Raw genomic sequence first — 14,838 nt, 5'->3', positions numbered from 1 at the left:
TGTGGGGTCTGGTGCGGACGGTGCAGGCCGAGCATCCGGAGTTGCGGTGTGTGGTGGTGGACGGTGACGGGGTGGTGCCGCTGGAGCGGCTGCTGTGTACCGGACTGCCGTACAGCGCCGTACGGGGCGGCGTACGCCTGCGCCCCGAACTGACCCCGGCTGCCGACCCCAGCCCCGATCCCGCCCCCAGCCGACTGGTGCTCGGCGAGTACGGCGGCCCGGAGTATCTGCGGTCTGAGCCGGTCAGGCGCCGGGCTCCGGAGGCGGGCGAGGTCGAGATCGAGGTCCGGGCCGCGGGCCTCAACTTCCGCGATGTGCTGATCTCGCTCGGCATGATGCGGGACCACTACGCCGAGGCCTACGGTCTCGAAGACGCCAAGGACATCCCGCTCGGCTTCGAGTGCGCGGGCGTCGTCACCGCCGTAGGCTCCGAGGTCACCGGGTTCGCCGTGGGCGACGCCGTGATGGCCATGACCGAGGGCGGCTTCGCGGACTGCGTCACCGTCCCGGCCGGACAGGTGGCCCTCGTGCCCGACGGGCTCTCCCTGACCGAGGCCGCCACGATCCCGCTGGCCTTCCTCACCGCCCACTACGCCCTGGCCCGGCTGGCCCGCGTGGGCCCCGGCGACCGGGTGCTGGTGCATGCCGCGTCCGGCGGTGTCGGCGGCGCCGCCGTGCAGATCGCCCGGGCCCTCGGTGCGGAGGTGTACGCCACCGCCGCAGCCGGGAAGCGGGACGCGGTACGCGCCCTGGGCGTCACCCATGTCCTGGACTCCCGCAGCACCTCCTTCGCCGACGAACTGCCCGCCCTCACCGGCGGCAAGGGCGTCGATGTCGTCCTCAACAGCCTCAACGGCGACTTCATCCCCGCCGGACTGTCGGTGCTGGCCCCCGGCGGACGCTTCGTCGAGATGGGCAAGCTCGGCATCTGGTCCCCCGACCGGATGCGTGAGGCACGGTCCGACGTCGGCTACTTCCCCTTCGACCTCGGCGACGACGCCGAGCGCGACCACACCCTGCTGCCCGGACTGTTCCGGGAGCTGGGCGAGCTGTTCGCGTCCGGGGCGCTCCGCCCGCTGCCCCTGACGGTGTTCCCGCGCCGGGACGCCGCCCGCGCCTACACCCATATGCAGCACACCCGGCACACCGGAAAGGTCGTCCTCACCTTCGACCGGCCGGTCCGGCTCTCGTCCGATGGTGTGTATCTGATCACGGGTGGTCTGGGTGGTCTGGGGCTGGCGGTGGCGCGCCGGTTGGCGGGGGAGGGTGCGGGTCATGTGGTGCTGGCGGGCCGTGGTGCGGGTGGGCCGTCGGCTGCGGTGAGGGAGGCGGTTGAGGGGATCGAGGGGCTGGGTGCTCGGGTGCATCTGGTGGCGGCGGATGTGTCGGTGCCGGGTGAGGTGGAGCGTCTGGTGGAGCGGGTGTGTGCGGTGGGTCCGTTGCGGGGTGTGGTGCATGCGGCGGGTGTGCTGGACGACGGGGTGCTGGGGGCGCAGTCGGCCGAGCGTTTTGGTCGGGTGTTCGGGGCGAAGGCGGGGGGTGCGGCGGAGCTGGACCGGGTTCTGCGGGCCAGGCGGATTCCGCTGGACTTCTTCGTTGCCTTCTCCTCCGTCGCCGCCCTGCTGGAGGACGGCGGCCAGGGCAACTACGCGGCCGCCAACGCCTTCCTGGACACCCTGATGGCCCGCCGTCGCGCCGACGGGCTGCCCGGTCTCGCGGTCAACTGGGGCCCCTGGGCCGAGGTCGGCATGGCCGCCCACCTGGCCGACCGCATGGCCAGGACCGGTACCGCGATGATCCCGCCGGAGCAGGGCCTCGACGCCTTTGTCGCCCTCCTCGGCGCCCCCGTAGCGCAGATCGGCGTCATGCCGACCGTCGGACGGCACCGGCCGGGCCGGACCGGACCCGCGGCCGGACCGGCGGCCGCGACCGGGGCCGTGGCCGGGCCCGGTGAGGGCACCACGGCGGCCGCCCCGGCCGACACCTGGCGCACCCGCCTCGCACAGACCCCGCCCGCAGAGCGCCCCAGGGTGCTGCGCGGCTATCTGGAACGGCAGCTCATCACCCTGATGGAACTGCCCGCGGGCTACCGCGTCGACGGGCACACCACCTTCGCCGAACTCGGCATGGACTCACTGATGGTGGTCGAGCTGCGCAACCGCCTCCAGCGCGATCTGGAGGTGCCGCTCGGTTCGACCGTCGCCTTCAACCACCCGACGGTCGAACAGCTCCAGGCCCACCTGGAGGAACAGCTCGGCCTCGACCCGAAGCCCGGCGACTCCGACACCCCCGGCACCCCCGGCACCCCCGGCGGCCCGGCCGCCGTCGGCCACCCGGACAGCCCGGCCGCCGCCGACGCGGACAGCCCCGACGCCCTGCCCCTGGACGACCTGCGGGCGCTGGTCGACCGCGAACTCGACCTGCTGCTGAACGACGACGAGGACGCCACGCCGTGACCGACCACCACGACAGCAACGACGCGCTCAGGCTGCGCAAGGCACTCACCGCCATCCGCGGCCTCCAGGCCAGGGTCCGCGAACTGGAGGAGAGCAGCTCCCAGCCGGTCGCCGTCGTCGGCATGGGCTGCCGCCTGCCCTCCGCGCCCGACCCGGACGCCTACTGGGAGCTGCTGCGCACCGGCCGCGACGCGATCGGGGACATCCCCGCCGACCGGTGGGACGTGGACGCGCTCTACGACCCGGACCCCGGCGCCGAGGACCGCATGTACTGCCGCCGTGGCGGCTTCCTGGACGATGTCGCCGGGTTCGACGCGGGCTTCTTCGGGATCTCGCCGCGCGAGGCCAAGCGGCTGGATCCGCAGCAGCGGCTCCTCCTCGAAGTGGCGTGGGAGGCGCTGGAGGACTCCGGACGCGACCCCCGGGGTCTGGGCGGCAGCCGTACCGGAGTGTTCGTCGGCATCTCGGAGGCCGAGTACCTCCACCAGATGCAGCGCTCGGCCGCGCACTCGGTGGAGATGCACGATGTGACCGGCACGGCCCTGAGCGTGGCCAGCGGACGGCTCTCCTACCACCTCGGGCTGCGCGGTCCCAGCCTGGCCCTGGACACCGCCTGCTCCTCGGCGCTGGTCGCGGTGCATCTGGCGGTACGCAGCCTGCGCGCGGGCGAGTGCGACATGGCGCTCGCGGGCGGGGCCAGCCTGATGCTGTCGCCGGACGCGTTCGTCGCCTTCTGCAAGGGCTCGGCGCTCGCCGCCGACGGCCGCTGCAAGACCTTCGACAGCCGTGCCGACGGCTATGCGCGGGGCGAGGGCGCGGGCATCGTCGTACTGAAGCGGCTCGCGGACGCCCTCGCGGCCGGCGACCCGGTCCACGCGGTGATCCGGGGCACCGCCGTCAACCAGGACGGCCGGACCAACGGACTGACCGCGCCCAACGGCCTCGCCCAGCAGGAGGTCGTACGGGCCGCGCTCGCGGACGCCGGGATCGCACCGCACGAGGTGGGCTATGTCGAGGCGCACGGCACCGGCACCCAGCTCGGCGACCCCATCGAGGTGGAGGCGCTCGGCACGGTCTTCGCCGACCGCGGCCCCGCGGGCCCGCTGCTGATCGGCGCCGCCAAGACCAACATCGGGCATCTGGAGGCCGCCGCCGGGGCCGCCGGGCTCATCAAGGCGGTGCAGGTACTGCGGCACGGCCAGGTGCCCCCCAACCTCCACTTCCTGGAGCCCAGTCCGCACATTCCCTGGGCGGCCCTGCCCGTCGAGGTGCCGACCGCGCTGCGCGACTGGCCCGACGGCACCCGCGCCGCCGGGGTCAGCTCCTTCGGCTTCAGCGGCACCAACGCCCATGTCGTCCTGGAGGCGGCGCCCCCCACCGCCACCACGGCCCGGACCCCCGCAACGGGCACCCCCGCCGACGCCACCCCGGCCCCGGACCGCACCCGCCAGCTGCTGCCCCTGTCCGCGCGCACCCCCGAGGCGCTGCGCGAACTCGCGGGCCGCTACGCCGCGTTCCTGGGCGGCCCCGAGGCGCCGCCGCTCGCCGACGCGGCCCACACCGCGGGCACCGCGCGTTCCGTCCACCCCCACCGGCTGGCGGTCTCCGCGGCGGACTCCGGGGAGGCGGCCGGGCTGCTGGCCGCGTACGCGGAGGGCCGCCGGGCCCGGGTCGCGACGGGCCACGCCACCGCGCGCCCCGCCGTCGCCTTCCTGTTCACCGGCCAGGGCTCCCAGTACGCGGGCATGGGACGGCAGCTGTTCGACACCCACCCCGGCTTCCGGCGGACCCTGGAGACCTGCGACGAGATCCTGCGCGGGCTCGACCTCCTGGACGTCCCCCTGCTCGACGTGCTCTACCCGGCACCCGACGGCCCCGGACAGGGCCTGATCGACCGGACCTCGCACGCCCAGCCCGCCCTGTTCGCCCTGGAGTACGCGCTCGCCGAGCTGTGGCGCTCCTGGGGCGTCGAGCCGCACGTCGTGCTCGGACACAGCACGGGTGAGTACGCGGCCGCCTGTGTGGCGGGCTTCTTCGGCCTGGAGGACGGGCTCGGACTGGTCGCCCGCCGCGCCCGGCTCATCGAGGACACCACCTCGGGCGGCGCCACCGCGGCGGTCCTCGCCCCGGCGGAGGAGGTGCTGCCGGTACTCGCCTCCTACGCCGGACAGGTCGGCGTCGCCGGGCTGAACGGGCCCCGCGAGACCCTGATCGCGGGCACCGCCGACGCCGTGGCCGAGGTGCTCGCGGAGCTGAAGTCCCGGGGCCTGGACGGCCGTCCGCTGCGCATCCCGCACGCCCCGCACTCCCCGATGATCGAACCCGCCCTCGCCGCCTACGAGCAGGCCGCCGCGCGGGTCGCCTACACCGCCCCCCGGGTGCGGATGATCTCCAATGTGACCGGCGCGCCGGTCGACGCGGTGGACGCCGCCTACTGGTGCCGCCATATGCGGGAGCCGGTCCGCTTCCTGGACGCCATGGGCGCCCTCGCCCGGGAGGACTGCGGCGCGATCCTGGAGGTCGGGCCGCAGCCGGTGCTGCAACTGCTGGGCCGGCAGAGCTGGACCGGACCCGCCGTGCGCTGGCCGTCCTCCCTGTGGGAGGGCCGCGACGACTGGAAGCAGCTGCTCCAGGGCGTCGCCGAGCTGTACACCGCGGGCGTGGACATCGACTGGTCCGCGTTCGACGCCCCCTACCCGCGCCGCCGGGTACCGGCCCCCACCTACCCCTTCCAGCGCACTCCCCACTGGTTCGCACGCAGAGAAGAGCCCACTGTGCCTGAGCAACCCTCGCCCCGGGCGTCCGCCCCCGCCCCGGCCACCGAGGCCGGGCGGCACGAGCGCATCCTCGCCGACCTGCGCGAACGCGTGGGCGCCGGACTGGAGATGGAGGTCGCGGACATGCCGCCCGGGACCACCCTCGTGGACCTCGGCGCGGACTCGCTGCTGATGGTGCGGATCATCCAGGACATCACCGAGCTGTACGGCATCACCCTGACCGTGGGCCGCCTCTTCGACGACCTGGACACCCCCGAGGCCATCGCCGCGCACCTGGACACCGAGGTACCCGCCGGACACCCCCTCCCGGGCGACGCCCCCGCCGCGGCGCCCCTCCCCGCCCCGGCAGCCGTCCCCGCCCCGGCGGCCCCGGCCGCGCTCCCCGTCGCCGGGACCCCCGCCCTCGCGACCGCGGTCGCCGCGGACCAGAGCGGGGTCGCCCAACTGCTTGCCGCACAGCTCGATGTGATGCAACGCCAGCTAGAGGTACTGGCCCGGCACGGCGGGACCCTCCCCACCGCACCGGCCGGGACCGCCGCCCTGCCCGCCACGGCCGGGACCGCCGCCCTGCCCGCACCCCGCCGCGAGGCCACCCCCGCCGCCGGGACCGGCACGGCGCCGCGCCCCGCCGCGGCCGGGGCGCAGCCGCGGGAGCTGACCCCCGTCCAGCGCGCCCATCTGGACGAGCTGCTGGACACGTACAAGAAGCGCACCGCGGGCTCGCTGGCCCGGGCCGTCGACCACCGGGCGCGGCGGGCCGACACCCGGATGCGGTCGGTGCGGCCCGAGACCCGCTCCGTCTCGTACCCGGTCATCGGCGAGCGCGGCCACGGCGCCCGCTTCCGGGACATCGACGGCAACGAGTACATCGACATCGCCATGGGCGTCGGTGTGCTGCTGTGCGGCCACGACCCCGAGTTCGTCGCCGGGGCCGTCGCCGACCGGCTGGAGTACGGCCTCCAGCTCGGCCCCATCTCCTCACTGTCCGACGAGGTCGCCGAGCTGATCTGCGAACTGACCGGCGTGGAGCGGCTGTTCTTCGCGGTGACCGGCACCGACGCGGTCCGGGGCGCGCTCCGGATGGCGCAGGCGGCGACCGGCCGCTCCCGGTTCGTGATGTTCTCCGGGTCCTACCACGGCCAGGACGACCGGGTGCTGGCCCTGCCGGACGTGCTCGGCGACCCCACGCACTCCGTCCCGATGGCACCCGGAGTCTCCCCGCAGTCCGCCTCGGACCCGCTGATCCTCACCTATGGCGCCGCCTCCGCGCTCAAGGCCATCGAGGAGCACGCGGACCAGCTGGCGGGCGTCCTGGTGGAGCCCGTGCAGAGCCGCAACCCGGCCCTCCAGCCCGCCGGGTTCCTCCGGGAGCTGCGCGAGCTGACCACCCGCCTCGGCATCCCGCTCATCTTCGACGAGGTGATCACCGGCTTCCGCGTCCACCCCGGCGGCGCCCAGGCGTACTTCGGCGTGCGGGCCGACCTGGTGGCCTACGGCAAGGTCGTCGGCGGCGGCCTGCCGGTGAGCGTGGTGGCGGGCAGGGCCGAGTTCCTGGACCGCGTCGACGGCGGTGTGTGGGCCGACGGCCCGGGCCCCGACCCCGACAGCGAGAAGACCTACATCGGGTCCACCTTCGAGATGCACCCGCTGGCGATGGCCAGCGCCCGGGGCATCCTGCGCCATCTGCGCGACCAGGGCCCAGCGCTCCAGGAGGCGCTGACCGCGCGCACCACCCGGCTCGCCGAGACCCTGAACGCGTTCTTCGAGGCGGAGGAGGTGCCCATCCGGGTGCTGCACTTCTCCTCGGTGTTCCGGTTCGCCTGGCGCGGCAACGCCAGCTACGCGTACCAGCCGCTGGAGATCGAGGTGTTCCACTTCCACCTCCTGACCCGGGGCATCTATCTGTGGGAGGGACGCACCTGCTTCCTGTCCACCGCGCACACCGACGAGGACCTCGACGCCATCGTCACCGCCGTCAAGGAGTCCGTCGCGGCCCTGCGCGAGGGGGAGTTCCTGCCGCCCGCCCCCGCGTCCGCCGCGCACACCCCCCGCACGGTCCCCCTCGGCGAGGAGCAGCGGCCCCTGCTGGCCCTGGAGCGCGCGGCCGCCGACGGCGCGCCGTCCTGGACGGTGCCCGAGGACATCCGGCTGCGCGGCCCGCTCGACCTGCCCGCGCTGCGCCGCGCCGTCGCCGCCCTGACCGCCCGCCATGAGGCGCTGCGCACGGTCTTCCCCGACGGCGGCGCGCACGGGACCGCCGAGGTGCGGCCCGCCGCCGACATCCCCGTGGACATCGTCGACCTCACCGCGGCCGGTGCCGACCGGTGGGACGAGGCCGTCCAGGAGTGGTGGCGGGGGGCGATGGCCGAGCCGTTCGACCTCGCCGAGGGGCCGCTGCTGCGGGTCGCCGTGCTCCGGCTCGCCGACGACTCCCATGAACTGGCGCTGCTGGCCCACCACATCGTCACCGACGGCTGGTCCGTCTCCGTGCTCACCGAGGAGCTGGCCGCCCTCTACACCGCGGAGCGCCGGGGCACCCCCGCCGCGCTCGCCCGCGCCCTCCAGCACCGCGACCTGGTGCGGTGGCAGGAGCGGCGGAGGCCCGAGCTGACCGGACAGCAGGCGTACTGGACCGGGAAGTTCGGCGACGGCTTCCCCGACACCCTGCTGCCCACCGCCCGCGACCGGGACGGCGACCCGGGCACCCACCGCGGCGCCCGGTTCACCACCACCCTCGACGCCGAGCTGCTCACCGCCGTCAAGAACACCGGACGGGCCCACAAAGCAAGCCTGTTCATGACCCTGCTCACCGCCTACAGCCTGCTGGTGCACGAACTGACCGGCCAGGACGACATCGTGATCGGCACCCCCCAGGCGGGCCGCACCCTCAAGGGCAGCGAGACGGCCGTCGGCTACTGCGCCCACTTCCTGCCGGTCCGCTCCACCCTCGCCCCGGGCACCACCCTCGCCGGGCAGTTGCGGGCCGTCCGGGAGACCGTACTGGCGGCGTTCGAGCACCAGGAGGTGCCGTTCGCCCGGCTGCGCGACGCGCTCGGCGCCGAGCCCGGGGCCTTTCCGCTGCCGCTGCGCACCGTCTTCAACCTGGACCGGGCCACCCCCTGCCCCGACTTCGACGGGCTCAAGGCCGAGTTCCGGCCCGTGCCGACGCGGTTCGCGCTCACCGACTTCCGCCTGGACGGGCTGGAGGACGACGGCGGGCTCCGCCTGGACTTCGACTACCGCACCGACCTCTTCGACGAGGCGGTCGTCCGCTCCTGGGCCGACCGGCTCCGGGCGCTGCTCCAGGCGCTGGCCGCCGACCCGGAGCGGCGCGTCGACGAAGTGTAGTGCCGCCCCCGACCACCCGCAGGGCCCGATCCGAGGAGACTCCGTGATCCCCTTACTCGCACTCGCCGACCTGGAGGCCGGCGAGGCCGGGACGCTGGACCGGCTGCACGACGCCCTCCGCGCCCACACCCTCGTCCACATCGACGCCCGGGCCGAACTCGGCCCGGAGTTCTTCCGCGCCCTCCACGAGCAGACCCGGGCCTTCTTCGCGCTGCCCGAGGAGGCCAAGCGGGCCCTGGACATCGACGCCTCGCCCAACTACCGCGGCCATGTCGCCCAGGGCGCCGAGTACACCGGCGGGGTGCCCGACCTGAAGGAGTCCTTCGAGTTCGGCCGGGAGACCGCCGCGCCCGAGGGCGAGCAACTGCCCTGGCACACCGGCCTGTTCGGGCCGAACCAGTGGCCCGACCCGGCCGTGCTGCCCCGCTTCCGGCCCGTGGTCGAGGCCTACTCGGCGGCGGTGGAGCGGGTGGCCCGGGCCGTGCTGCGCGGACTGCTGCTCACCCTGGACCAGAAGGCGGACGGGGACGGCACCGTGGCGGACGGCGAGCTGTGCTCGTACTCCCGGCTGATCCGCTACCGCGACCCCTCCGGCTTCGGCGCGGACCAGTCCCGGCTGGAGCGGCACACCGACAGCGGACTGCTGACCGTCAGCCTCCAGGAGCAGCACGGACTGGAGGCCGAGACGGCGGACGGCCGGTGGGTGGCCGTCCAGCCGCCCGCCGACGTCTTCACGGTGTTCGGCGGCGAGCTGCTGGAGGTGTGGACGCACGGCTACTACCGCGCCTGCCCGCACCGCGTCCACAACTCGGCGCTGCGCGCCGAACGTCTTTCCTACGCGTCGTTCTTCCTGCCCGACCTGAACCGGCCGCTGGTGCCGGTCGACCGCGCGGCCGGCGTCCGGCTGAGCGGGCCCGTCGCGGTGCCCGCCGGGAACTCGTGGCTCGCGGGCGGCCGGGAGCTGTCCCCGACCGCGCCCGTGGGCGAGCTGGAGTGGGCGCGGATGAACGTGATCTTCCCCGGGCGGAACAACGACGGCACGGACACCGAGAACGGAGAGGGGCAATGAGCGACAACACCCACCAAGCGGCCTTCAAGGAGGTCCCGGTCATCGGCATCGGCCCGCTGGTCACCGCCGACCCGGACCCCGAGGAGCTGCGGCTGACCGTGGAGCGGATCGGTGAGGCCTGCCGCGACGTCGGCTTCTTCTACGTCACCGACCACGGCATCGCCGAGGCCGACAGCCGGGCCCTCTTCGACGCGGCCAAGGCCTTCTTCGCCCTCCCGCTGGAGGAGAAGATGAAGATCCGGCTCGGCAACACCGAGCAGTTCCGCGGCTTCGTGCCGCTGGGCGGCGAGGTCACCGGCGGCAAGACGGACTGGCACGAGTGCCTGGACCTCCAGCCGGAGTCCGGGCGGAACGCCGACACCATCGCCGCCGCCGCGGCCGCCCGGCGCGCCGACGCCCACCCCCTGGACGACCCCGGCCAGTGGCCCCCCGCGCTGCCCTCGTTCCGGGAGACCGTGATGCGCGCCTGGGACCAGCTCTACGGTCTCAGCGCCCGTATCGCCGCCGGAATGGCCCTCAGCCTCGGTGTCGACGAGCACTACTTCGCGCCGTACCACGGTGTGGAGCTGAGCGATCTGCGGATGGTGCACTACCCGCCGTACAGCGAGACCGTCGGCCGGACCGCCCCCGAGAAGCTGGCGATGGACGAGGTCGACCACGGCTTCGGCGCCCATGTCGACTACGGCTTCCTCGCCGTGCTCCAGCAGGACGAGGTCGGCGGCCTGGAGGTGCGCAACCCCGAGGGGGAGTGGATCCCGGCACCCCACATCCCCGGGACCTTCCTGGTCAACATCGGCCAGATGATGCAGCGCTGGACCAACGACCGCTACCACGCCACCTGGCACCGGGTGCAGCTCCCGGGAGCCGTCGACCGCTACTCGATCCCCTTCTTCTTCGAGCCCGCCTACGACGCCGTGATCAAGCCGCTGGACGTGTGCTGCGACGACGACAACCCGCCGCGCTACGAGCCCTGCCAGTTCGGCCCCTATGTGGTGGATCTCTTCTCCAAGGCCTACGACTGAGCCCGCACGGCCGGTCCCGACACCCGCACGCCCGACACCAGGAGACAGGTACCCGTTCATGGACAAGCCGCTGATCGTCAACTCGTGGAACGAGTGGGACCCGCTGCGGGAGATGGTGGTCGGCTCCGCCGACAACGCCTCCTTCGAACCCACCGAGCCGGGCAGCCGCCCCGCCATCCGCAACGCGCCCGACACCCCCTTCCCCACCGGCCCCAAGTCCAAGGAGGCCGTCGACCGCGCCAACGAGGAACTGGACGGCCTGGTCCGGCTGCTCCAGTCCCAGGGCGTCACCGTGCGCCGCCCCGAGTCCCACGACTTCTCCGCCCCGGTGCGCACCCCCGACTTCGAGGTGGAGAACCAGTACTGCGCGGTCTGCCCGCGCGATGTCATGATCACCATGGGCAACGAGATCATCGAAGCCACCATGTCCCGCCGCGCCCGGTACTTCGAGTACCAGCCCTACCGCAAGCTGGTCTACGAGTACTGGAACTCCGACCCCCGCGTCGAGTGGACCACCGCGCCCAAGCCGTCCATGGCCGACGGGATGTACCGCGAGGAGTTCTGGGACTGGCCCCTCGAGCAGCGCCATGAGCGGATGCACTCCTTCGAGTTCTGCGTCAACCAGGACGAGATCGTCTTCGACGCGGCCGACATGAGCCGCCTGGGCCGCGACATCCTGGTCCAGGAGTCCATGACCACCAACCGGGCCGGCATCCACTGGCTCAAGCGGCACCTGGAGCCCCGCGGCTTCCGCGTCCACACGGTCCACTTCCCGCTGGACTTCTTCCCCTCGCACATCGACTGCACCTTCGTCCCGCTGCGCCCGGGCCTGATCCTCACCAACCCGGAGCGCCCGCTGCGCGAGGGCGAGGAGCGGATGTTCCTGGACAACGACTGGGAGCTGGTGGAGGCCCCGCAGCCGGTCCTCGGCAACGACGAGATGCCGCTGTACTGCCAGTCCTCCAAGTGGCTGTCCATGAACGTGCTCAGCATCTCCCCGACCAAGCTGATCTGCGAGGAGCAGGAGAAGCCCCTCCAGGACCTCCTCGACAAGCTCGGCTTCGAGGTCTTCACCGTCCCCTTCCGCAACGTCTTCGAGTACGGCGGCTCCCTGCACTGCGCCACCTGGGACGTGCACCGCGAGGGCACCCGCGAGGACTACTTCCCGCGCCTCGCCTACCAGCCCCTCGTCTGACCGCTCACGATCGGAGCCCCCATGTACATCCTCGGCATCAACTCGGTCTACCACGAGTCCTCGGCCGCTCTGCTCAAGGACGGCACCGTCGTCGCGGCGGCGGAGGAGGAGCGCTTCAACCGGGTGAAGCACGGCAAGCAGGCGCGCGCCGACAACCCCGACGAACTGCCCGTCAACGCCATCCGGTTCTGCCTGGACAAGGCCGGGATCACCCTGGCGGACGTGGACCATGTGACCTGCGCGGCCGACCCCGCGGAGATCAAGGCCGTCAAGGACGGCGGGCTGCCCTCCCCCTGGGACAGCACCGAGAAGCAGTCGCTCTTCCTGGACACCCTGCCGAACATCCCCAAGAAGTTCGCGGAGCTGGGCTTCACCGGCGACTTCCACTGGGTCGCGCACCACACCGCGCACGGCGCCTCGGCGTACTTCGCGACCGCCTTCCCGGACGCCGCGGTGCTGGTCGTCGACGCGCTCGGCGACGACGCCTACTCCACCCGCCTCTACCACGGCAAGGGCAACGCCCTGGAGGTCGTGCAGAGCGTCCGCTACCCGGCCTCCATCGGCTACCTCTGGGAGCTGGCGTCGGTCTTCCTCGGCTTCGGGGTCTACGACGCCGCCAAGGTCATGGGCCTCGCCGCGTACGGCGACCCGGCGCGCTTCGCGGAGGGCTTCGACCAGCTCGCCTGGACCACCGAGGACGGCGGCTTCGACATGCGCCACGACCTGCTGAAGTTCAGCGACATCCTGTACTACCCGCCGTCCGCGGACACCTCGGGCCTGCAGAGCGTGCTCGGCGTCGGGCCGCGTCGCCCCGAGGAGCCGCTGGAGGACGTCCACCACGACATCGCCGCGGCGCTCCAGGAGAAGACCAACGAGCTGGTCCTGCACATGGCGCGCCATCTGCACACCCTGACCGGCTCCAGCAGGCTCTGCCTGGCCGGCGGTGTCGCCCTCAACTGCGTCACCAACCAGGTGGCCTTCGAGCAGGGCCCGTTCGACGAGCTGTACGTCCAGCCCGCGGCCCACGACGGCGGACTGTCGCTGGGCGCCGCCCTCCATGTGTGGAACGCCGTCCTCGGCAAGGAGCGCGGCGAGGAGATGCGCCACGCCTACTGGGGCCCCTCCTTCACCGAGGCGGAGATCGAGAAGGAACTCGCCGCCCGCGACGGCCTGGTCGTGGAGCGCCCCGAGGACTTCGAGGTGCGGGTGGCCCAACTGCTCGCCGAGGGCCAGGTGATCGGCCTGTTCCAGGGCGGCATGGAGCTGGGCCCCCGGGCGCTCGGCAACCGCAGCATCATCGGCGACCCCCGCAGCCGCTCCATGCGCGACGACCTCAACCACAAGGTCAAGCACCGCGAGTACTTCCGCCCGCTGGCGCCCAGCGTGCTCAGCGAGGCCGTACCCGAGTGGTTCGAGATCGGGAAGGAGACCAGCGCCGGCGACTTCATGCTGATGGCCTACCCGGCCAAGGCCGACAAGCACGACCGGATGGGTGCCGTGCTGCACGTCGACAACACCTGCCGCATCCAGGCCGTCCGCGCCGACGTCAACCCGCGCTTCCACCGCATCATCAGCGAGTTCGAAGCGCTGACGGGCGTTCCCATGGTGCTGAACACCTCGTTCAACGACCAGGAGCCCATCATCTGCTCCCCGGCCGACGCCCTGGCCACCTTCCTGGGGACCGAGATCGACCACCTGGCCATCGGCCCCTTCCTGGTCCGCAAGGACGGTAAGGGGGCGTGAGGCCGCACATCGCGCGCATCCAGGAGGCGGTGCGCCGCATGGTCGAGGACCGGGGCCCGTACTGGGCGCCCGTCCCGGCCGATGTGTACCTCGGCGACCGGGTCGCCGCCCTGCGGACGGCCGGTGGCGATGCCGCCGGCCGGTCCGCCGCGGGGCGGCACCTCGCCGAGGTGGTGGTCGCGGCCACGGCCCTCGCCAACAGCTACGGCATCTCCCTCCAGGGCGCCTTCCACGAGGCGTTGTGCCCCGCCGATCTGACCGAGCCGTCGCTGTGGTCCGCGGCTCCGCTGCCGCTGCCGGAGGTGGCGGACCGGCTCGACGCCGCCCTGGAGGCGGTGCGCCGGACCATGGCCTTCCACCGCTCCGACGCCCGGCAGGGCAGCGACCCGGACCTGGAGCCCCTGCACCGGCTGCTGCCCCCGCTGCTGCGGGCCGCAATCGCGGGCTTCGCCTCGTACGAGGAACTGGGCGGACAGCTGGTGCGGCTGCTGGAGAGCACCCGGACCGGCGAACCGGCGCCCGTGGAGGCCGAGTTCGACCCGTCCCGGGCGGAGTCGGTGCGGATCATCCGCCCCGTCCAGCGGGAGACCTTCTGCCCGTTCGCCGCGAAGTCGGTGCTGTGGGGACCGCCGTCCTACGACGAGGAGTCCTCGTTCGAGGACAACATGCGGGCGTCCCTGCCCGCCGTGCGGCGCTTCCTGCGGATACTCGACCGGGACGTCCTCGACGGATTCGTCTATGCCTTTCCCACCCGGGTATTCGGCGACACGTTCGAGGACCTGACGCGGGTTTTCCGGGATTTCGTCGAGTTCCTGCACCGGAATCTCACCGAGGCGGCGCCCGCGGGTCTCGACCCGGCAATCGCGACCCGGCCCGAGTGGTACTTCGTGCTTGACGGAGAGGAATGCTTCGTCAGCGTGTTCGCGCCGTGCTATCCGCATGACCATTCGCGGTACATGAATGGCGTCGAGGATCATTTCCTCTTCATGCTCCAGCCCGAGGCGGCCATTCTGCGGGTGCTGACGAAAGACGACTACCACCCGCGTTCGGAGGGGATACGCCAGCGCTTCCGGGACGGTTTCCAGCGCTACCCCCTGGCGGACCTGGAGATCGACCGGTTCCTGCTGCCGCTGCGGGCGGACGACCCCCCGGTGCGGTGGTACGAGCTGCCCGCGCGCCTCTGACACCTCCGGCGACCGCGGTACGGCGGAGGGGGCGGCCGGGACCC

Annotated in this window: 7 protein-coding genes; all 7 read left to right on the top strand. The window is 73.0% G+C overall.

All coding sequences use genetic code 11. The annotated features are described in order from the left end of the window. A partial coding sequence (locus ACIHAA_RS17700; RefSeq protein WP_399818010.1) for an SDR family NAD(P)-dependent oxidoreductase occupies nt 1–2,456 on the top strand: 2,456 nt, incomplete at its 5' end. Continuing rightward, nucleotides 2,453–8,581, top strand: a complete 6,129-nt coding sequence (locus tag ACIHAA_RS17695; RefSeq protein WP_399818008.1) for an aminotransferase class III-fold pyridoxal phosphate-dependent enzyme — start codon at nt 2,453–2,455, stop codon at nt 8,579–8,581. The genes ACIHAA_RS17700 and ACIHAA_RS17695, both read left to right, overlap by 4 nt. Nucleotides 8,582–8,624: 43 nt before the next feature. After that, nucleotides 8,625–9,650 (top strand): 2-oxoglutarate and iron-dependent oxygenase domain-containing protein, encoded by a 1,026-nt coding sequence (locus ACIHAA_RS17690; protein ID WP_399818006.1) that lies wholly within the window; start codon nt 8,625–8,627, stop codon nt 9,648–9,650. Continuing rightward, nucleotides 9,647–10,672 carry an isopenicillin N synthase family dioxygenase gene (locus tag ACIHAA_RS17685; protein ID WP_399818005.1) on the top strand — a complete coding sequence of 342 codons (1,026 nt, stop codon included), beginning with the start codon at nt 9,647–9,649 and terminating at the stop codon, nt 10,670–10,672. Before ACIHAA_RS17690 ends, ACIHAA_RS17685 begins: the two co-directional genes overlap by 4 nt. 58 nt (nt 10,673–10,730) lie before the next feature. After that, the gene (locus tag ACIHAA_RS17680; protein ID WP_399818003.1) at nt 10,731–11,867 is read left to right on the top strand and encodes a glycine amidinotransferase; all 1,137 of its coding nucleotides are present in this window, start codon (nt 10,731–10,733) and stop codon (nt 11,865–11,867) included. Nucleotides 11,868–11,888: 21 nt separating this feature from the next. After that, nucleotides 11,889–13,610, top strand: a complete 1,722-nt coding sequence (locus tag ACIHAA_RS17675) for a carbamoyltransferase (RefSeq protein WP_399818001.1) — start codon at nt 11,889–11,891, stop codon at nt 13,608–13,610. Then, nucleotides 13,607–14,794 (top strand): YqcI/YcgG family protein, encoded by a 1,188-nt coding sequence (locus ACIHAA_RS17670; RefSeq protein WP_399817999.1) that lies wholly within the window; start codon nt 13,607–13,609, stop codon nt 14,792–14,794. Before ACIHAA_RS17675 ends, ACIHAA_RS17670 begins: the two co-directional genes overlap by 4 nt. Nucleotides 14,795–14,838 lie beyond the last annotated feature (44 nt).

Origin of the sequence: Streptomyces sp. NPDC052040 (genome assembly GCF_044548405.1) — a bacterium.
Lineage (GTDB): Bacteria > Actinomycetota > Actinomycetes > Streptomycetales > Streptomycetaceae > Streptomyces.
Note: the sequence above shows the minus strand (reverse complement) of the source record. Positions and strands in the feature narration are given on the sequence as shown.